Source organism: Arthrobacter sp. UYNi723 (genome assembly GCF_054057635.1).
In genome coordinates, this window is the sequence record NZ_JBSRZM010000005.1 from 87,080 (window position 1) to 105,591 (window position 18,512).

The 18,512-nt window shown below is 60.6% G+C and carries 19 protein-coding genes; 4 read left to right on the forward strand and 15 right to left on the reverse strand.

Going from position 1 to position 18,512, the window contains the following annotated elements; genetic code table 11:
• Positions 1-34: 34 nt before the first annotated feature.
• From ACVWY0_RS05630 to ACVWY0_RS05650, 5 genes are all read right to left on the reverse strand, one after another.
• Entirely contained in the window at positions 35-2,338 is a 2,304-nt protein-coding gene (locus ACVWY0_RS05630) for a hypothetical protein (protein ID WP_485835811.1), read from the reverse strand.
• 310 nt (positions 2,339-2,648) lie between these two features.
• A complete protein-coding gene (locus ACVWY0_RS05635) occupies positions 2,649-2,861 on the reverse strand; it encodes a hypothetical protein (protein WP_485835812.1) in 213 nt (70 codons plus the stop codon).
• 96 nt (positions 2,862-2,957) lie between these two features.
• Positions 2,958-3,827: a hypothetical protein gene (locus ACVWY0_RS05640; RefSeq protein ID WP_485835813.1), complete on the reverse strand. Its 870-nt coding sequence runs from the start codon at positions 3,825-3,827 to the stop codon at positions 2,958-2,960.
• Between the two features lie 121 nt (positions 3,828-3,948).
• Positions 3,949-6,165 carry a DNA topoisomerase gene (locus ACVWY0_RS05645; protein ID WP_485835814.1) on the reverse strand — a complete coding sequence of 739 codons (2,217 nt, stop codon included), beginning with the start codon at positions 6,163-6,165 and terminating at the stop codon, positions 3,949-3,951.
• A 193-nt stretch (positions 6,166-6,358) separates the two neighbouring features.
• Positions 6,359-6,700: a DUF7768 domain-containing protein gene (locus ACVWY0_RS05650; RefSeq protein ID WP_485835815.1), complete on the reverse strand. Its 342-nt coding sequence runs from the start codon at positions 6,698-6,700 to the stop codon at positions 6,359-6,361.
• 133 nt (positions 6,701-6,833) lie between these two features.
• Here ACVWY0_RS05650 and ACVWY0_RS05655 point away from each other — a divergent pair, with 133 nt between their 5' ends.
• Complete coding sequence (locus tag ACVWY0_RS05655) at positions 6,834-7,304, forward strand: hypothetical protein (protein WP_485835816.1); 471 nt, start codon at positions 6,834-6,836, stop codon at positions 7,302-7,304.
• A gap of 50 nt (positions 7,305-7,354) precedes the next feature.
• Here the strand turns inward: ACVWY0_RS05655 and ACVWY0_RS05660 are convergent, their stop codons facing one another.
• The 10 genes from ACVWY0_RS05660 to ACVWY0_RS05705 all read right to left on the reverse strand — a co-directional run bounded on the left by ACVWY0_RS05660 (position 7,355) and on the right by ACVWY0_RS05705 (position 16,373).
• On the reverse strand, positions 7,355-8,164 hold the full coding sequence (locus ACVWY0_RS05660; protein WP_485835817.1) for a hypothetical protein: 810 nt from the start codon (positions 8,162-8,164) through the stop codon (positions 7,355-7,357).
• Between the two features lie 61 nt (positions 8,165-8,225).
• Positions 8,226-9,524: a Y-family DNA polymerase gene (locus ACVWY0_RS05665; RefSeq protein ID WP_485835818.1), complete on the reverse strand. Its 1,299-nt coding sequence runs from the start codon at positions 9,522-9,524 to the stop codon at positions 8,226-8,228.
• 15 nt (positions 9,525-9,539) lie between these two features.
• Positions 9,540-9,968 carry a LexA family protein gene (locus ACVWY0_RS05670; protein WP_485835819.1) on the reverse strand — a complete coding sequence of 143 codons (429 nt, stop codon included), beginning with the start codon at positions 9,966-9,968 and terminating at the stop codon, positions 9,540-9,542.
• A gap of 130 nt (positions 9,969-10,098) precedes the next feature.
• Entirely contained in the window at positions 10,099-11,007 is a 909-nt protein-coding gene (locus tag ACVWY0_RS05675) for a hypothetical protein (protein WP_485835820.1), read from the reverse strand.
• Between the two features lie 68 nt (positions 11,008-11,075).
• The gene (locus ACVWY0_RS05680; protein WP_485835821.1) at positions 11,076-11,501 is read right to left on the reverse strand and encodes a hypothetical protein; all 426 of its coding nucleotides are present in this window, start codon (positions 11,499-11,501) and stop codon (positions 11,076-11,078) included.
• On the reverse strand, positions 11,473-11,772 hold the full coding sequence (locus tag ACVWY0_RS05685) for a DUF4193 domain-containing protein (protein ID WP_485835822.1): 300 nt from the start codon (positions 11,770-11,772) through the stop codon (positions 11,473-11,475). Before ACVWY0_RS05685 ends, ACVWY0_RS05680 begins: the two co-directional genes overlap by 29 nt.
• Before the next feature lie 107 nt (positions 11,773-11,879).
• On the reverse strand, positions 11,880-13,634 hold the full coding sequence (locus ACVWY0_RS05690) for a hypothetical protein (RefSeq protein WP_485835823.1): 1,755 nt from the start codon (positions 13,632-13,634) through the stop codon (positions 11,880-11,882).
• Between the two features lie 229 nt (positions 13,635-13,863).
• Positions 13,864-14,997, reverse strand: a complete 1,134-nt coding sequence (locus ACVWY0_RS05695) for an ImmA/IrrE family metallo-endopeptidase (protein WP_485835824.1) — start codon at positions 14,995-14,997, stop codon at positions 13,864-13,866.
• A complete protein-coding gene (locus ACVWY0_RS05700; protein ID WP_485835825.1) occupies positions 14,994-15,707 on the reverse strand; it encodes a hypothetical protein in 714 nt (237 codons plus the stop codon). Before ACVWY0_RS05700 ends, ACVWY0_RS05695 begins: the two co-directional genes overlap by 4 nt.
• A gap of 132 nt (positions 15,708-15,839) precedes the next feature.
• Entirely contained in the window at positions 15,840-16,373 is a 534-nt protein-coding gene (locus ACVWY0_RS05705; protein ID WP_485835826.1) for an HIRAN domain-containing protein, read from the reverse strand.
• Between the two features lie 274 nt (positions 16,374-16,647).
• On the opposite strand from ACVWY0_RS05705, the gene ACVWY0_RS05710 reads away from it, so the two are divergent.
• From ACVWY0_RS05710 to ACVWY0_RS05720, 3 genes are all read left to right on the forward strand, one after another.
• Positions 16,648-17,172 (forward strand): AAA family ATPase, encoded by a 525-nt coding sequence (locus ACVWY0_RS05710; protein ID WP_485835827.1) that lies wholly within the window; start codon positions 16,648-16,650, stop codon positions 17,170-17,172.
• 152 nt (positions 17,173-17,324) lie between these two features.
• The gene (locus tag ACVWY0_RS05715; RefSeq protein ID WP_485835828.1) at positions 17,325-17,744 is read left to right on the forward strand and encodes a hypothetical protein; all 420 of its coding nucleotides are present in this window, start codon (positions 17,325-17,327) and stop codon (positions 17,742-17,744) included.
• Positions 17,745-17,785: 41 nt separating this feature from the next.
• Positions 17,786-18,334 (forward strand): hypothetical protein, encoded by a 549-nt coding sequence (locus tag ACVWY0_RS05720; RefSeq protein ID WP_485835829.1) that lies wholly within the window; start codon positions 17,786-17,788, stop codon positions 18,332-18,334.
• Positions 18,335-18,512: the final 178 nt, after the last annotated feature.

Consider the following 18,512-nt stretch of genomic DNA (forward strand, 5'->3'; position numbering starts at 1 on the left):
TCTTGTCGTCCCTTCCTCTTCGTCTGATCTCGCATTACCTGGAAGGACCGGTTCCAAGAACCTTCTTGCTGCCGGCCGGCTGATTCCGGCCCCGCAGTCCCGTTCGGGCCTGTGCCCCGTGGTCGTTGATACGTTTCTCGCGCTCCTGGGTCTGGCGGTCTTCGACCAGGGAAGCCTTGGCTCCGGGCTTCGCCTCCCCCGGCAGCCTGACCCGCTTCCCGGCCCGGGCCGGGTTCACCCCAAGGGCCAGATCCATGAAGAACACCACGTTCGTCACTCCCCGGCGCAGGTAGCTGAGGTTCTCACCGCGCTGCGTCACCAGACCCTCAAGGTCCGGCGGGATGTCCTGATGGAGCTGCTTCTGGTACGCGGCCACTGTGGCATCGCGCATCGGGCCCAGCACCGTGTAGTCAGCAGCATCAAACCGGTTGAAATCCGAGTCAGCGAGCATCTTGTCGACATCGTTGTACAGGTACGCCACCCGGCCGCCGCGGGCGAAAAGGTGTTCCAGCTGGTTCTCGATGTACGGCTTGACGGCCTTCTCGATGTGCTCGGCACCGTGGATCACCAGAGTGTCGTTCAGCCCCAGGTTGCCCACTGCGAAGCTCACGATGTTCACCAGCTGGGCCATGGCAATCCCCTTGCCGCGGCGCATCAGCTTGGAAAAGTCGTAGACCACCCGGCGCGAATCCCGCACTCCGTCGATCGCAGCGTTGGTGTGCGTGTTGAAGAGGTCGCCGTTGTTATTCAGCAGGTTCGCGAACACGGAGGAGAGGATCGAGTACGCCTGGATCATGCCCTGGTCACTGGTCGAGCCGTTGGCCAGGGCCTTGTACTCGGTGTCCAGATAAGTCACGAAGAGCTGGAGCCGGGGCACCTGCTCGTGCGGGATGTCCACGATGCGCAGTCGGTCCCGCTGGTTCTTGGCGTTGAACGCCCACATGCCCTGGTCGACGTAGAACCGGGTCGCGGTCTTTTCCAGCTCGCCACGGATGATCGAGCGGTCATTCTCCGTGGGTTCGTACGCCTGCTCGGCCATGAGCACCAGCTTCTGCATGTGCGCCGAGAAGATGCTCAGCTCATCCTCGCGCTCACCGAACATCTCGAACATGTTGACGTCTCCGCTGCTCATGTCCACCCGGGAGGTCAGGCCGTTGAATTCCGGACCCAGCTTGTTCAAGTCAGCGCCGTTGAGAACCAGGTGGACAGTCTTGCCGTTGTTCAGCATCGCGGACTGGGAGATCTTCGATCCCCACATGTCGGCCACGAAAGAACGCTCCAGGAAGTCATTCATCGCCGCATCAGCGACCACAACATGGTGCTTGTACCGGTTCACGTCGAAGAGAACGGCGCTGTTGTTCACATCGCCGACCATGTAACCGACGTACTCGCCGGTGGCGTCATTGAGGCCGTTGGTGACCAGTGAGTGGCTGCCGGCAAACTCGATCGAGGTGAAGTGGAAACCGTTGCCGCGCTTCTTCTCGTTCTTGGCGAACAGCTTGCTGAGCTCCTGGCGCTGCTCACCGGGGTACGCAGCGACAGTCAGGGTGCCGAAGCGGTCGATGAACAAACGGCTGATCTTCTCGATGCTCGCGTCCAGCGTCTCCAGGTTCGGAGCCTTGATCAGCAGGCGGTTGTGGACGTGCAGATAGCTGGCGCCGTCCTGGATCTCGCCGGAGACGATCTCCATGTCATCGGCCACCTTCGCGGCCTTGCGCTTGGAGCTCATGGTGCCCGACTGGGCCTGTTCACCCTCTTCGAGCTTGTCCAGCTTCTCGGCGACCTTGATGTGGTCGTCGATCCACTTCTCGCCCATGCGGCGGACCTGCTCCATGACCACCACGGTCACCTCGTCGTCCAGGCCGTTGGGAATCCGGTTGATGCCCCAGAACGCCCCGAAATCATCGCGTGCGGCGTCGTCATGGAAAAAGCCCATGATGCAGGCGACGTAGTTGTCGTCGACCTGGAAGTAGTCCGAGCGGAAGACGTACTTTTCCTTGGGCTTGAGCGCCAGCAGGTGCGGATACTCGTCAAACGAGCCCTTCAGCTGCCGGGCGTCCTTGCGTGCCTGGCGTCCAGCGCGCTTCTCGGCCCTGGTCTGAGGGGTTTCCTTTCCGGTGTCCCCCGGGTTGGCGCTCCCATCGGCCTTCAGTGCGGCGAGAGAAGCAGCAAAGCCGCCCCGTGGCGCGTCAGCGGCCGTCTCTGCTTCCACGGACTCAGCGCTGCCCTGCGGCTGCTCCAGCTGATCCATCAGCGCAGCAACGCCTGTGGCGTCGCCGGAAGGCTCCGTTTCAGCACTGCTGCCGCGTGGTGATCCGCCTGTGGTTAGCACGTCCATAATCACCGGCTCCCTTCGTATTCAAAATGACTGGTTTATGAGGTGATAGAGGTCAAGATTCATCCTACACGAGAGCAACGCACGGCCAAGCAGAAAATGTTGCTTCCTGAGCAGAAACGAGCATTTTGGACATAGATATGCCTACTCTGTAGACCAGCATCGTGAAGCGAATCCGGCAGGTCCGCGGTGCCGAAAACGCCGCCCCGCTTCCCCTGGGATCAGCGCCAGAGGAACGCAGACACGCGAAAGCCCCGCCACCCGAAGGGGTGACGGGGCTCTGCGGCGCTGCCGGGGGCAGCTGCTCAGGCGGTCAGGCGCTGGCCGGCTTGGCTGCCAGGTAGTCGTCGTCGCTGAGGCCGGCGGCGGCCAGTTCGTCGAACTCGGATGATTCCGGAGTGGTGTCCGCGTCGGAGGCGACTCCTGCTGCCACGTAGTCCTCGTCGCTGAGACCTTCTGCTGCTGCTTCGTCGAACTCAGCGTCCACAGCGGTGTCGGTCGTTTCGTTGGTGTCCTGAATACCCATGAACGTTCTCTTTTCTCTGTTGATGATTACGCTGACTTATCAATTGAAACATGTGTTACCAGACACACTGAAACACCGTGTGCGGTTCTGTCGATCCTAGCCGTGCTTGCCCTTATAGAGGACCGTGAACATCTCGGTCACCTCTGCCCCGTTGAGCATCGTGCAGCCCTTGATCATCAGCGAGGAGGTCTCCACCTCGGCTTGCAGCACGCTGTGGGCGCGCCGCAGGGCCTCCAGCGAGTCGCCCTTGAGCAGGAGGTACTGGTGGATGGACTTGAACTGGTCGCCGACGTAGTCCTTTAGAATGTCGTACTGCTCGTCCAGCAGTTCCTTCAGCTCAGGATCGCGGGTCTCCATCGCCAGGTTGCGCCGTTCCAGGTTGGCAATCTGGTGATAGACGCGCTGCGGCTCCTTGGTGGTGACCCAGGTGTATTCGCAGGAGGTGTCGACCTTGCGCCAAAACGAGTCCACCCGGTTCAGGATCGCCTTGCGGTCCTCCTCGAACAGCAGGATCGACGCTGAACCCACGACCAGGTATCCCTGGCCGTATGTTCCATCCGCGTACTTGATCAGACCGGTCTCGTTGATGCTGTCGATGCCGACCACCGAGTAGAACGCACTCGGGTTGGTCGACTTGCGGGTGAGCACCCGGCGGGCCGTAACCGGCACATATGCCAGCAGGGCGGGCACGGACATGTACTTCATCTCCTTGGTCTTGGAGTACTGACCCAGGAACGCCGTGGTCGCCAGCCACCAAACGACCACCAGGACGATGAGCCACCATGCCGCCGAGGCGACAAAGGTGCTGCTGGCCACCCAGAACAGCGTCAGGATCGACGCCGCCCAGAACAGCAGGACCTTCATTGGCACTGGCTTCGCCTGGAAGCCGCCGCCGGAGAGCGCGATCTCGTGGTCGAGGAAACTTCGGGCAATGGACGTGGGAATCTTGTACACACTCTTCGGCACGTCACACCTTCTCTCTTGTTGTTGTCACACTGATGTCCTGCTCAAAATCAGCCCTCACAGGACTGTGGGCTGACCGGCTGTGTTCGTGGTGAACAGCGCCGGCCAGCCCCTGCCCCACGGGCTACTTGCCGAAGTCGAAGATCAGGCTCTCGCGCTTTTCGCCGTCCTTCACACCCACGTACAGGGTCGTTCCGAAGGTGTTGCCCTTCGAGGACTTCAGGCCGTCAACGAAGACCTTCTCCCCTGCCTCCAGGCGCTTACGCTCGTCGGCGGTGAACGTGTGGCCGCACAGCACCTTGGGAACCGGGGACGCCGTCGGATCCTGCTTGTCGAAGTCCAGCTTGAAACCGAAGAACTTCTTGTCGTTGAACACGCCCTCCTCCAGGGTGCCGACCGCCGTGTACGCCTTCTTCTTCTTCGAGACAGCGTCGAAGGAGACCGCGGCACCGCTGAGCAGCTTGGTGCACTCGTCGTCGGTGAAACGGTGACCCTTCCAGTGCTCGTTGGCGCCCCACTCGCGGTTGAAACTGACGTGCTCGCCACTCTTGGCCCAGGTGCCCTCGAACTTTTCCTTGGTCTTGACCTCGGTCACACCGAGCTCCTTCTTCATCGAGACGGCGTTGGTCTGCATCGTCGCGATGTCGCTGGCGACCCACTGCGCCACGATCTTCAGTGCCTCGTCGGCACTCTTCTTGCCGGCGGCAACGGCCTTCATCTCGGCCTGGACGTATTCGGTGACGCTCAAGTCACCGATGTGCGTCCCCGGAAGCAGCAGGTAGCCCATGTCGCCGAATTCGCTCATCGTGATCTTGCCGCGCTTCTCGTTCAGCAGCGGGAACTTCGCCTTGTCATTGGTGACATCGGCGTAGGTGCTGGTCCTGGTGGCACCGGTGCCCACGTCGCGCTTCTCCAGCTGCTTCATGAGCCACTTCATCGACGGATGGGCTGGCCGCTTCGGGAAGCCCTCGTGCACGAACGGATCAGCGCTGGTGCCCAGGCCCGTGGCGCTCTCGTCCTCGTCCTTGTCATCAGCGTCGGCATCATCAAACACCGCCTTGTAGCCCAGGGACTTCGGCACATTCGCCGCTCCCTTGAACTCCGGGTACTTCTCCAGGTGCCCTTCCTGACGCTCGTAGAGGTAGTCCTCGGCGAGCATCGCCAGGTAGTTGCGCGCCAGTGTCTCGTAGATCAGAGGAGCGATGACGCCGTACTTGGTCTTGAGCGCATCCAGGGATGCAGGAACCTTGGGACCGGGCCGGTTGGCACCGTGGGCCCCGGAATCCTTCACATGGGTCTTGCGCGGCGTGCGCTGGGTGAGCAGCTTGGCGTCCGCGCCAACCACGTCGGCGATCTTGTCGATGTGCGGCAGCAGTTCGTTGAACTGCTCCGTGGTGATGGTCTTGTCTTCGGTTCTGGGGTAGCTGACGACCTGATCCTCGTACATTTTTTGGTACGTGGAGAGCACGAGAGCCGCCTTCACACCCTTGGTGGAGAGCAGCGAGGACAGTCCCGCCAGATCCAGAAGCCGGGGCGGCGCCTGGCGCTTGTCGGCCCGGCCATCGAGCACTACCGGGGACGTGGCGTACTTGTTCGGGACATCGTTCTTGTCAGCGAAGCTGGGCTCGTCGGCGTTGGAGTAGAGGACACCGTTTTCGTCCTTGAACCGGTTCTCATAAAACGGCACCTTCTGGTAGCCGTTGTACGCCTTGAGCTGGTCGCCGACCAGCTGCACCATGGCGGACTTGAGCCGGCCCTGCCGCAGCACCGCCCGCTGGCCGGCGCTCTTGGTGGCGATGCGGGTGAACTGGACGCTGGCCAGGTCGAACTTCGCCCGGAAGTCCGCCATCAGGTAATCGCCGTCATTCAGTGCCGACGGAACTGCCACGCGGGCCGAGAAGGACTTCTGAAGCGAGGCAGGAGCTTCATCGGTGAAAAACATCCGGCTGAGCTTCTTGCCCGTCAGTTTCAGCTCATCGAGGATGTTGATCGCGATGGCTGTACCTTCGCCGGACGGGTCCACGTCCGTGGCGATGACGATCTCACTGCAACCGCTGAGCGCGGTCTTGATCTCCTTCAGCGTTGCCTGCGCCCCTGGCTTCATCACACGCTTCCAGTCCAGGTCATTGAGGTCCCAGGGCAGGTGCTCCAGCTCCCAGGACTTGTACTGCTCCGCCAGGCCCGGCGCCACCATGGCGGCGGGATCAGCAAACTCGTAGAGGTGGCCGCGGGCGGCCGCGATTACGTAGTCCTCCCCCTTGTAGGTGCCTGTCATTCCGCCCAGTGCAGCGGCGAAGTGGCGGGCCGCACTTGGCTTTTCCGTAAGCAATCCGATTGTCATGGTTTACCAGCGCTTTCTGTGTCGAGGGGGGTGGTGCAGTCTCGCTAAGTTCTTGACTCAGTGTAACCACAGATCGACTCATCTACCAACAGAAACGGAGTAAATGCACACAGCCAACATAAAAGGGCTTCCCGCTGGCGTACCAGCGTGAAGCCCTTCGTTTATGTGCCGATTCAGGCAGAGTGTCCCTGAGCTACTGCCCCGGCCCGTCCAGGTACCTGTACGAGACCGGCACGGAGAGCTTTTTCGCCCGCTCGATGCCGATGTGCATCCCCGGGGAGATGCCCAGGTCTGCGTAAACGACCATCTGGTCAGCGGAGCCGAGCCAGGCGTGGCCGGCGTCGATGCCGGTCTTTCGTTCCTCGGGAACCGTGTCATCGAGAATCCCTGGCTGCGTATAGAGCAGGTGTGAGGCCAAAGGCGCCTCGCCTCTTTGCAGCGCGTCCTTCACCGCCCGCCGGGCATACTCTTCGTTGCTGGCGATGGCTTCAGGAGTTGGACCGGCGTACGGGCTCTCAAGGATTACAAGTGTCATGTGCTCAAGCTACCAAAAAATCACGGATATGAGCATAAAACCCGCTGGATCGTTCGTTGTATCGTTGGCCGTGAACGTGGCAGCCTTGGACGCCCGAGGGCGTGAGAGGCTGGAACCGTCTATTGGGGGATGAATGAGACGTGCAAGCTGGCCCGTGGCCATACTTCTGTGCTGTGTAATCCTGCTCACCGGCTGCCGCAACCCGGAGTCACGGGTTCACAGCCAGATCAGGCACGACGCCGACGAACTGGCAGTGGCCGCCGCGGACCTCGCCCATCGTGGAGGACTAAGCGACCACAAAGCCTTCGAGATTTCGCTGCAAACTCTGCCCGAATTGACGCGCCGCGGATTCGGAGCATTCCGCTGGGACGACGGGGCCCTCCACGTTCCTGTGTCCTTCAGCAGCAACATCCAGAAGACAGAAGCGGAAGGCGCCGGCAGATACTCAGCCCGCTCGTGCGCTGATTTCACCGTGGATTCCCAGTCCGTGTCCCTGGTGCCGGCTGACTGTCCCGCCGAAGTCCCGCTCGAATACGGCAGCAGCGATGTCGTTGATTACCGGCTGCCAGAGATCACCAAAAAGGTGCAGAGCCGGTGGAGATGAGACCCCCCTCGGACTTTTCGACTGGCGACGCCTTGCACCCGCCGGGCGTCTTAGGCTTTCTTGAACCAGGAAGGCGCCGCCGTCGCCTCCTGGTGCAAGGTCCTCAACGTCTCGACGTTCTCGACGCCCGCGATCAGGAAGGCGCCCAGCATAGTCATCCGAGAGGTGAGGCGGAACATCTTGCCGTTTTCCACGTCGCCGGCAAACTTTCGTTCCAGGATGTGAGGGATAACCGCGCTGTTGGCGTGGGCGAGGCCGCTGCAAGATTTCCACACCTGGAGCCCTGAGAAGCCATCCCTCTTGGGCACTGCCTTGTCAGCATTCAAAATCACGTCTGTTGTAGTTGGGCGGGCTGAAATATCGTGGTTCCTGTAAGCGGGAATGGCTTGTTGAAGCTCGCGGAGTCGTTTCCGGACGTTGTCTCCAGATCCCTGTTCAGGTGCAAAGACCTTGCCCAGGCTGGCGAGATCTTCATTGTTCTCATAGGAGATCCGCAGGGACAGGAAGGCTTGTTTGCTGACCTTCCCTGCGTGCAACAGCCAGAGGCCATAAGACGTTGCTTCCACTGCCGACCGAATCATCGAATATAAGGCGATCATGGGCACATCGTTTGCCTTCTCGATGTACTTCACCGCTGCGCGCAGGTTGTCGACGGCAACCATGTCGAAGATGGACAGCTGGTTGGACATGGGCTGATATGGCGTAAGCGCATCCACAGCAGCAAGCCGGCTGCCTTTTTCAGGATCGCGCAGGCCCGGTTCGCCCAGCAGGACTTCGACGCGTTGACCAGCATTCCGGATCAGCCATAATCCAGCTTGTACTTCCTCTTCGGATTCGGTTGTATCCAGCGAATAGACCATGGCTAGAACGCTACAACTCAGAATGGTGGCCTGTGGGCAACATGGCCGTGGGCTGCTGCTCTCAGGCCGCCTTGACGACCAGCAGCTCGTCCCATTCCGTGGTGTAGCGCGGAGACAGGGCCTCGCGCTTCATGCCCCAGTCGGGCGCCTCGACCATCCCGGCACGGCCCAGGCCAATAGAGCCGGTTCCGAACCTGTCCATGATGTCCCCCAGCAGAGACCCGATGTGTTTTTCCTCGTGCGCGGTGGCAAACATGGGTAGCTGCGGCGCAGCTCCGGCCGGCGACAGATCCATCAGCAACACTCCGGCCCTGGCATACGGCACACCGTCCACGATCCACTGCTCCAGGGCTGAGGTCGCAGCCTTGGTCAGGACTACCGGATCTGCCGTCGGCGCCGGCAGTTTCACGGTCGCAGACGGGAACGAGGAGAACCGTTCGTTGAAGTGGGACGTGCCGGCGAAGCAGGACATCAGCTTGGTCTGCTGGTGGTCCTTCGCCAGCCGGATGGCAGCCTGCTGGGCGTAGATCGCCATCACCTCGTGCATCCTGGCCGCCGAGGTTACCGGCTTCGAGAATGACCTCGAAAAGATGAGCTGCTTCTTACTGGCGATCTCGGTTTCCAGCGGGATGCAGGGGATCTCGTTGAGCTCCATGATCGTGCGCTGCATCAGCACCGAGAACTTCTTCCGCATGACCACGGGGTCTGTCGCCTTGAGATCAGCGATCGTGAAGATCCCCAGGGCGTTCAGCTTCTTCCCGAGCCGCCCGGCAATCCCCCAGATACCTGTCACCGGCACCCGGGCCATGATGTGGTCCCGATGAGGCACAGCAAGCGTGTCGTAGCTGCACACCCCGCCGAGGGCAGGGTTCTGCTTCGCAACCCGATTCACGAACTTCGCCAGGGTCTTCGTGGGGGCAATACCGACACAGACCGGCAGGCCGACGTGCTTGGCCACGGCAGTTTTGATCTCCCGCCCGATGCGCTCCAGCTCGTGTGGCTCGCCCCGCAGCATGGCGAATGCTTCGTCGATCGAATACACCTCGACCAGATAGCTGTAGCGGCCGATCAGCTCCATGACCCTGGAACTCAAATCTCCGTAGAGCTCGTAATTGCTGGATTTCGCAATGAGCTCCCCGAGTCTGGGATCGGCCTTGAGCTTGAACCAGGGGTCGCCGTTTTCGATGCCCAGGGCTTTCGCCTCATTGGATCTGGCGACAACGCAGCCATCATTGTTGGAGAGGACCACCACCGGCTTACCCTCCAGCTTCGGGTCGAAGGCACGCTCACACGAAACGTAGAACGAGTTCACGTCAATGAGGGCCGTCCGCTCGACCCGGCCGCCTGAAAGATCGTGCATCAGACGCGAACCGGCCTAAAGCCGATGGAGGCATCGGGTAACGACGCCCCAGATGCTGAGCTCTGCGAGCTCCGGGACAACAACGTCAGGGTAAGCCGGATTCTCCGCGGCCAGCCTCACGCGTCCGTGCTCCAGCCGCAGCCTCTTGATGGTCAGTTCCCCCTCGATGATCGCGACGACGACGTTGCCGTCGACAGGTGTCAGCGATCTGTCCACGACCAGCTCGTCGCCATCGGAGATGCCAGCGCCGTCCATCGAGTGCCCGGACACCCTGACCAGGAACGTGCTGGTGATGTCATTGATGAGGTGTTTGTTCAGGTCGACGCGGCCGGTGAAGTAATCCTGGGCAGACGGGAATCCGGCCGGCACAGCCACCGAACAGTAGAGGGGCCCGAGCTGGTCCGAGGACCACACATCAAGAGTGGCGAGAACGACAGCGCTCATCGGCCTACTACCTCCCGGGTATTATCGAAACTATGTTCTCCACAGGGTTATCAACATGTGAACATCTATTCGAACAATCATACCGCCGGCCAGCGGGAGCGCGTAGCTTGAAATTGGAGAAGGGGCAGGGTCAGCGGCTGTCGGCCCTCAGCGTGTAGGTCTTCTCAATGACGCCGGAGCCCTCCTGGCCACGAAGCTGCCAGCCCCACCAATACGTCCCCACATGCTTACCGAGCAGCGGCGCATCTTCGGTAAAGGTCTTGAAGTGACCGCGCGCCAAGTGGCGTCTGCCAGTACCGTCCCCGGCGCCACTAATCGCTCCTGCCGAACTCCGGGCGGTCCCATCAATCACGACCTCGTGGAATGCGTCCCCAGTTGGTCCGGGGCCATTCGCCTTGCTGGAGCCACGCTCCCTCAAAGTGACGTTGCGGCAATTCATGAGAGCCAGCGCAAAAAACACCCTGTTCATCGCCTCAACAGCCGGGGCCTGACCCTCCTCGGCATCGAAGCCACTGGTGAACATGCTCTTGGTGTCCCCGAACGGGCCACCGGGATGAAGCACGCTCCGATACACCATGAATTCCATGCCAGTCAGGAAGCCGCGGTCATTGAGCCGGAACCGGACGTCCTGCTCCAGCCGGATCGAGAGCCCGTCCGCGTCCCGGAGATATGCTTCGATCCAGTACTCATGCGGGGCGCCGGTGAAGGGCTGGACCTTGAAGTTGGTACGCGTGGTGCTGCGGTGCACCATCGCCCCGATCCGCCGCACATTTGGGCGCGAGGGCAGCCCTTCCGGGACTTCTGCTTCTATCCACACTGCCTCGGCGCCTGGTCTGACTGGGCCAATGTTCTCGACGAAGGACGCCTGATTTACGCCCGCAGGCAGGAATTCCATCATCTCGGAAGCGTCCACCATGAGCGGGGTGCCGAAGTCCGCAGTATCCAGATAGATGCTGATCTTGGCCCGGTAGATCTTGAAGTGACGCCGCCACTTCTCCGGCATCCGTTTGGTGTTGAACACCATGTTGCTCTTCTTCATGTCTCCCCCATAGCTTTCAAGCTCCAGAGGCAGTCTACGAGACGGTGTGCGGTCACCGCCGCCAGCCATCACCGGCGCTTTTCGACCGGCCGGTACCTGTCACAGAAGGCAGCCAGAGAGTTCTGGAGCAGCGCCATGCTGCCCAGCATGTCCACGGGACGGGAACGGGAGCTGGCGTCTCCATGCAGCCGACTGACCATCCAGGCGGCGAACACGTTGTGAGGAATCTTCAGGTTCATCGCCTGATCAAACAGCCACAGCACCGGTTCGTGAAAGAGCCCGTCTTTGAGCTGGAAGCCCGGGCAGAATGTGTCCTCCCCGATGAACACCCGGACTGCACGGCGCATCGCTTCTGGATTACCCAGTGCCTGAAAATGCGTCTCCAGGTCCGTTGCGGTCGGCAGGGTGAATTCTTCGCGGATGCTGTCCCAGATGCGCTCCGGAACAGCCGGCCAGTAGTGGGGTTCAGCCAACACACTCGACGCAGTAGGCATGGCCGTCCTTCTCGCGCGCTTTCTGCGAACGGTGGCGGACCAGGAAGCAGGAGTAGCAGGTGAACTCATCGTCAGCCTGCGGGATGACCTGAACGACGAGCTCTTCGGCAATAAACTCGCCACCAGGGGTCAGGCCGTCCGAAGTATCAGCCTCGTCCAGCTCCTGGACCACGGACCGGGCGTCGGGCGCTTTGGCGGTCTTCAGGGCCTCCAGCGAGTTCTCCTGGGACTCCTTGACGTCGGTGCGGAGTTCGTCGTAATCGGTTGCCACGAAGGTGCATCTCTTTTCTGTTGATGGGTTTGTCGGCGACTGCAACGTACTAGGTGCAGCAGGAATTCCCCTAAAGCGGGCAAGATGCTTTTGTCTCGATGGGCAGCCTAGGTGTCGCTGCCCAGGACGGGAAGACCAGGGAGGGCCTTCTGCTCTTCCTCCGAGGACCATCTGACAAGAACCTTGCCATCATCAACGCTCCATACGTCGTATCTGGCACCGTCGTACTCTTGATCCCGCTTGTGAAGGGAGCCCGAGAAAGCGTAGGCAAGATAACCCAGGTCAACAGTCCCCTCATGCAATTCAAGCGTCCACGGCAGAAGGAAAGTAACCGTTCTTACTTCGTCCGGCAGCGTGGCGTCGTGATCCGTTCCAATAAGTGCCATGTGCTCCGTGATCGTTTGGCATTGGAGCAGGGCGCCTGCACGCAGAATCTCGCGGATTGCTCTTTCCTCCATTTTTTCGAGTTCAGGAAAGTGGAGTCTGTGTGCGGTATGTTCCTGAATGAGGCTGAGCGCCGCAGCGACGTCAACCCAGAGATCCGAGATGTTCTTGTCCCTCGGCATCAGGGGCTGACGTTGATCGGGTACGGGGCCGAAGCGGGGAGCAACTGTTAACCGATTCGGAGCTGTCGATTTCTTGAAGAAGCGCAGCGCGGGCAGGACGTCCACAGCAAGTTTTCCCTGTGGAGCGTGCGCAGTTATGGCCATATCGGAACTCTGTTCATCCACATCGAATCTCAGGAGAATCTCCAGGACGTTGTGGGCATCAGTCAGGCGCGACTCCATGCCACGCGGGCCTTTGTCTTCGCTGGGAATACCGGTCGTGGTGTATTCACGGTGGACAACCAGTGAGTCAACCTGACGGTCGTCCTCGTCGAAGAGCAGAAGGCGAAGTTCCCGGTCCCGGTCCGAAATATCGGATGCCGGAAGCACGGTGACCCCGGCATTCGCGAACTCTCCTCCAAGTCCGCCCGGGAAGTTGGATGAACCACTCACGCCGGCCGACAACTCCATTGGGCTGCCGAACTTTCTGAAGTCTTCGATTGCAGCCGCTTGCTCGGAACCAAGCTTTGCCGTCATAACCATGTTGATCTTCAGCGGGTCCAGCTGCAGGGCCACGCGGTTCTTGACATATACGTCCACCCGGAGGGCCACACGGCTGTCCCCGATCAGCGTTGAAAGAACGACACCTGGTTTGACGTTAGTCAACGCTTCGCACACATCGTCCCTGTCAGGAGTTTTTAGCTGTGGCTCAACATGAATTCCGTAGGCGTAAAAAGGGTCCTCACGGTTCAATATGGCCACCGTCTCCTTGAGTTCGTCCGCCAAGGCAGCAATGTCCCTGCTCTGTACCTCTTTTTCCCTGATGTCCTTCAGCCGCAATCCCTGGACGATCGACACCGCCATCTCTCGGATACGCTCGGCATTTCCCCGCAAGTAGTAATCAACCACGTGCGGGTACTTGCTGGCCCAGAAGTCACACTGAGTCAGGCCATCCCAGATCGGCTCGGGCAGCCCTTTCTTCGTGACATAGTCCGTCACCCACTTCTTCGTTTCCAGGGTGGCGTCCCACGGCATGACCAGATGCCACTCGTCGACCTGCAGATCCTTGAGGCGAGGGTCAGAGCACAGCCTGTCGACCGACTTCTTAATCTGCTTCGCCTGACTGGATGAAAGAGGCCCTGAAAACTTCTTCACCTGATAGACGCGAGTCTTATCGGTCTTCACCAGGACATCGATGCCACCGTCGCCCTTGGATGGGGTAATCCGTTCTGCCTCCGGATGATCACCGCTGATGAACATCGCAACAAGTGATTCGATGTCATCCCCGTTGTATCTCGTCCATTCGATACGTGACATGCAGTTACCCCCTGGGTCGGTAAATTCAGCAAGGTTCCATTCCTACGCGGTTCGTTGCGGGCAGTGGGCGAATTCAAACGAGATGTGGATCAGATCTGATCGCCATCTGCAGGACTGTGCTTTTGATGCGGGACAAACGCCAGCGGGACCAACAGTGCGGGGGCTACTGCGCACCTACTTCGCCCCAACTGCTGCACCCCATGCACTGCACCGTATGCAGGGCTTCCCGTCAGCGAACCAAGGTGAGCTTGGGCCGTTCGTCCACGAGGCCCAGCACTTGCCTAACCCGTTCCGGTGCCCATCTGAGTTCATTTGCCAGATCGGCCACAGAAAACCCAAACTTGTCGGCAACCTTCATAGCCTCAGTCAGCAGCATGGGGACTTCTCCCGGGTAATCTGCCACGGAGGCCTCCTGCCGGTTGCCGGATCTGAGCTTCTGGTACGCACGCCGGACAGAAACGTCTGAAGCGCCTTTGAGTTCCTGCATGCGAAACACCAGAGCCTCCGGTGACACACCCCACGTCTGGCTGATCTGCCCGAGCCTTGGAAGGTTGATGGTTGCGGGGAGAACCGGCTCTATTTCTGACCGTGGCATCAGGAATTCGGCGGCAAAGGCATCAGCCTCGCGTTCCTGGCGAGGGTCCCCTACGGCAAGTTCACGATGGAGGACGAGGTGGCCGAGCTCGTGAGCGCACGTGAACCGGTGCCGGTAGACAGACCGGGCCCTTTCCGGGGTCACCACGACGATGGGGCGGTTGAGCGCTGCTGTCGAGAAGGCATCAACACGCGCAGTTTCGTCCTGGTCGCCACGAAGGGTCAGAACAGACACGACGATGCCGTTCAGCTCCATGAGTTCCACCAGGTTGGGAATCGGCCCTTCCGGCAATTCCCAGTAAGACCTCAGGGCTCTCGCCGCTTCTACGGGAGACATGCTGCTGTCCGCTTCATTGAACGGGACATTCACGTCCGGGAAGGCAACCCGCTTTTCCAGCGCGAAAGTCACCTCCCACACCTGTTCAACAAAGGACGTGGCCTTGAGCCTCTCCGACGCGCGCGTCGAACGAAGACTGCGGAAATGGGCTTGGGAAACGTCCAGTTTTCCAATCGGCCGACCCATCGCAAAGAAGGCGACGGGTTGGCCTAATTCCCTGGCCAGCAGGCCCACGATTTCAGGACGTGGTGTCACGCCGGCCTCATATTGGCCTATGGCCGCTCCCGAAACTCCGACCGCGTCCCCCAGTGTCTGTTTGGTAATCCCTGCCAGCCGCCGTGCCTGGGTCAACCTTGCTGGGTCAAAGGAATCCCTGACAGCCTGAGTCGACAGAAGTTCTTCGGTTGAAAACAGAGTGAGCTGCTTCGTCATGATCCGGATGCTTCCTTAGGCATCAGGTTGAGGCCACGGCGGGGCTCGGAATCGAAGCTCTTCGGCTCCGCCTTCGCTGCGGCATCCGCCGAATCCGCATGGAACAGCTCCTGGGTGTTCTGCAGGATAAGCGTGCCGTCCTCGCCCAACTGAGCGTCAGCCCACAGGGCATGATGCAGGGCCTGATGGTTGCTGGCATAGGCAACGACTACTACCGGGTGGTGCTTGAGCGACTCCGAACCGTCCAGCTCCTGCAGAGCGTCAACAAGTTCGATTTCCTCGGGCGTCAGGGAAGCGCGGGCGCCATCCCCGAGGTCAAGCATGCCCTGTGAGGGGCCCACCGGCATTGAGAAGTTGCCGATCCGGGAATCCGAAGTTCCATACTTCTGTTGGTTCAGATCTGCCGTCGCCAACCTGGAGTACCGCCAAGGAACGAGAGCAGTGCCGTTTACTACGAGCACCTTAGGCTTGCCGCGGCCAGGACGCTTAAATTCGACTCCCTCAAGTCCTGCCAGCGCCTCTTCTAGCCTCTCCTGGACGGTGTAACTCACCTGACCGTAGGACCGTTTATGCTTCGACCGGATCAGCGCCTGGCCGTCGGCATGTTCATTGTGGCAGTCCGTGAGAGTTGTCAGGATGATCTCAGGAAGGCTCTTTCCGTGGGCACTAAAGCGACGAAACGACCATTCGACGTCGACCGCGTTCTTCAAAGCAACCTCCTGTAGTTTTCTACTTGAAACCTACATCCTCACTTTAGAAATATCCAAGAACGCGACACTTTCGGCGTGTCGTCCGTCGCGGATCGCTCTGGGGCGCCAGTACTGATTCATCGCGACCGCACGTCAGTCGCGCTGGAGATATGCCAGCATCTCTGGAGTAGTCAGGAGGACGCGTGGCGAGGAAGCCTTGCTCTGGATGATGATGCCGTCAAGCTCCTGACCGGAATCAAGTAATCTTGCGACCCACGATGCCCGCTGTTTGTTCACGTAGCCGATTTTCTTCGCAGGCCGCCCGGCGTGGATTGCGACGGCGTTGGCGTCGTGTCCGTTGTCGGGTTCCCGCACAGCCTGGACGCGCTGGCCGTTCCGGAACTTGATGGGCTTCTCCGGGTCTTCGTAGAAGCCCATGCCTACGACGCGGAACGCGAAGATCTGGAAGTGCCGCAGGGCCAGGATCTTGTAATCAACCAACTCCCCGTCAGGCAGCGCCAAGTCGAGACCGTTGTTGGAAGGTACCAACCTGAGCGGCGGCAAACCATCAGGACCGGCCACCAGCTGGCTCTTCGCAGTTGCCGGCGGAGCATAACCGGCACGAAAGCTTTTGACGCTTTGGCCCGCAGCGGCAGCTTTGACCTTCTCCGCTTGGTAGTTACGCACGGCCGGCGGCTCCTGAGGGCGCGCTGCGGGTTCTTCAGGCACTGGTCTCGCCGGGGCGGACGGTGCATGCGCAGGGCCCGGCGTGACTGCTGACCGATGAGGCTCCGGAACCACCACTGATTCTGCCTGCCCGCCAAAAGCTGCCTTCACTTTGTCCCATATCCCCATGCGCTGACTTTATCTGCAACGGAAGGTAACCGTGGGTTCTTCTCCGAAAACAGCATCGTCCGCAGCTGTAGGCTGCATGACACTTCATGGAAGTAGTGTTCGTTCCATGATCGTTTGGCTCAACGGCACCCACGGAGCGGGAAAGACAACGACCAGCGCCCTCTTGCAGCCAATGCTGCCCAACGCGCGCGTCCTAGATGCCGAGAAGATCGGCGAGGTGCTCATGGACATCAGCCCGGGACTTCCTGCAACGGACAACTTCCAGCACTGGGAGCCATGGCGGCCGCTCGTCGTCGAAACCGCGCGGCGCGTGCTTGAGTACACCGGAGGCACGCTCGTCATGCCGATGACTGTCCTGGTCGAGAGCTACTGGCGGGAAATCAGCGACGGTCTTACTGCCCACGGCATACCGATCCAGCATTTCGTGCTCCATGCTGACCAGGCCACGTTGCGCGACCGCATACAAAATGACTCAGTTCTCGGACCGTCGACGTTCCGCTTCGCTTACCTGGAACCGTACGCCGAGGCCGCCCGGACATGGCTGCACAATGAAGCCGCGGTCATCGACACCACCCACGTCACACCAGGACAAGCCGCGCAGCAGATCGCGGATTCTGTGCTCGGATGCTGAATGTTTGGACGAAGAGTCTTGGGAGGACACCAGATGACGACCACAGGGGCCGATCGAACCGGAACTAACAGCTGGGCCGGCGTGGGCGGCCCATACTCACAGAGCTTTGCGCACCACGACGAAATGTCAGCCCTTCCCCGCATACTGTGCCCATGATCGAGATACGCCGGCTCTTTCCCCGGCAGTGGGAACCCTCAGAGCCTCTCGTCGCCTACAACAATGCGGACGGGGAGATTGTCGTGGCAGCGGCCATGCAAAGGGGAAACAATTCCTACTACGACCGCTACGGGTACAAGGGCTCCAAGGAGATCGTCTGCATCGACTGCAAGGAAGACGGCCGTGAAGTCCCGGTGCAGCTCGTCGACGCCAAAACGCGGTGCAAGCATTTCCGCCATCAGGCCGGCGAGGCCCCCGACGGCCTGCGCCGCCACGGCGAGACCGCTGAGCACCTGCACGGCAAGCGCGTCATCATGGACTGGGCCAGAGACCAGCACCACATCCTCCCTTGGTCCGTCGAAGATGAGGTCTGGATCCCCGGCATCCGGCTGCGCAGCGACGTCAGAGCAACATAACCTCCGGCCGGCATCTGGCATTCGAGGTCCAGCGCAAGCCAATGGACAGCAAAGAGTGGGACCGCCGCCACGGCGGCTATCAGACGGCAGGCATCCGTGACGTGTGGCTGTGGTCTCCGGACGTTCCTGATCTGGTTCTCGATCTGCCGCTGACCAGCGTCGTCCTGGATATGGAGTACGAATCCCTCGGTGTCCTCGTGGCTATGTACTCGGGCAGCTACCGCCACCCCACGGCTGAGCAGTACCTCATGACTCCCACCCACTACGCCTCCGCCCCGCTGTCGGAGTGGAGACTGTCGGACGCAGGATCCCTGGTGCCTCCACCAGGAATTGTTGAATTCATTGGGCACAAGCCGGAACCGGCCCGACTGGCACAACTCACGGCCCATCGGGAGGCGCTTGCCCGGCGGACGTCCAGACAGCAGGCGACGCCGGTGGAACGGCGGACGGACGCACTCAGGCAGTACCGGAGCCGCACCAGTTACAGCCAGGTACTGGGAGCCAGCGCAAGTGCTGCGCGTATCGACCCGGAACGGGAGGCGCAACGTGAGGCAGAGGCGATCGAACGCATCATGGGCCGCAGACGCTAGACCGATTTGCTCCCCGGCAGACTCTAGAGCCCGCTGCCGCACTTCCATGCCTCGGCTGACATTTCGGCAGTTGCTCGTTGGGAGGACAAGACCTCCGCTGGTAGCGCGAGTCTCTGGCTGGACTACAGAAGCACCCGTGCCCGGTAACCCTGTCTCCCGTACGATGAACAGGGTCTTA

Bases quoted from the DNA above. Each gene is read 5' to 3' on its own strand.
- ACVWY0_RS05675 (WP_485835820.1), bottom strand. From the start codon at position 11,007: ATGAAGAAGAGCAACATGGTGTTCAACACCAAACGGATGCCGGAGAAG.
- ACVWY0_RS05650 (WP_485835815.1), bottom strand. From the start codon at position 6,700: ATGACACTTGTAATCCTTGAGAGCCCGTACGCCGGTCCAACTCCTGAA.
- ACVWY0_RS05715 (WP_485835828.1), top strand. From the start codon at position 17,325: ATGATCGAGATACGCCGGCTCTTTCCCCGGCAGTGGGAACCCTCAGAG.
- ACVWY0_RS05635 (WP_485835812.1), bottom strand. From the start codon at position 2,861: ATGGGTATTCAGGACACCAACGAAACGACCGACACCGCTGTGGACGCT.
- ACVWY0_RS05690 (WP_485835823.1), bottom strand. From the start codon at position 13,634: ATGTCACGTATCGAATGGACGAGATACAACGGGGATGACATCGAATCA.
- ACVWY0_RS05695 (WP_485835824.1), bottom strand. From the start codon at position 14,997: ATGACGAAGCAGCTCACTCTGTTTTCAACCGAAGAACTTCTGTCGACT.
- ACVWY0_RS05645 (WP_485835814.1), bottom strand. From the start codon at position 6,165: ATGACAATCGGATTGCTTACGGAAAAGCCAAGTGCGGCCCGCCACTTC.
- ACVWY0_RS05660 (WP_485835817.1), bottom strand. From the start codon at position 8,164: ATGGTCTATTCGCTGGATACAACCGAATCCGAAGAGGAAGTACAAGCT.
- ACVWY0_RS05680 (WP_485835821.1), bottom strand. From the start codon at position 11,501: ATGCCTACTGCGTCGAGTGTGTTGGCTGAACCCCACTACTGGCCGGCT.
- ACVWY0_RS05665 (WP_485835818.1), bottom strand. From the start codon at position 9,524: ATGCACGATCTTTCAGGCGGCCGGGTCGAGCGGACGGCCCTCATTGAC.
- ACVWY0_RS05630 (WP_485835811.1), bottom strand. From the start codon at position 2,338: ATGGACGTGCTAACCACAGGCGGATCACCACGCGGCAGCAGTGCTGAA.
- ACVWY0_RS05670 (WP_485835819.1), bottom strand. From the start codon at position 9,968: ATGAGCGCTGTCGTTCTCGCCACTCTTGATGTGTGGTCCTCGGACCAG.
- ACVWY0_RS05655 (WP_485835816.1), top strand. From the start codon at position 6,834: ATGAGACGTGCAAGCTGGCCCGTGGCCATACTTCTGTGCTGTGTAATC.
- ACVWY0_RS05720 (WP_485835829.1), top strand. From the start codon at position 17,786: ATGGACAGCAAAGAGTGGGACCGCCGCCACGGCGGCTATCAGACGGCA.
- ACVWY0_RS05710 (WP_485835827.1), top strand. From the start codon at position 16,648: ATGATCGTTTGGCTCAACGGCACCCACGGAGCGGGAAAGACAACGACC.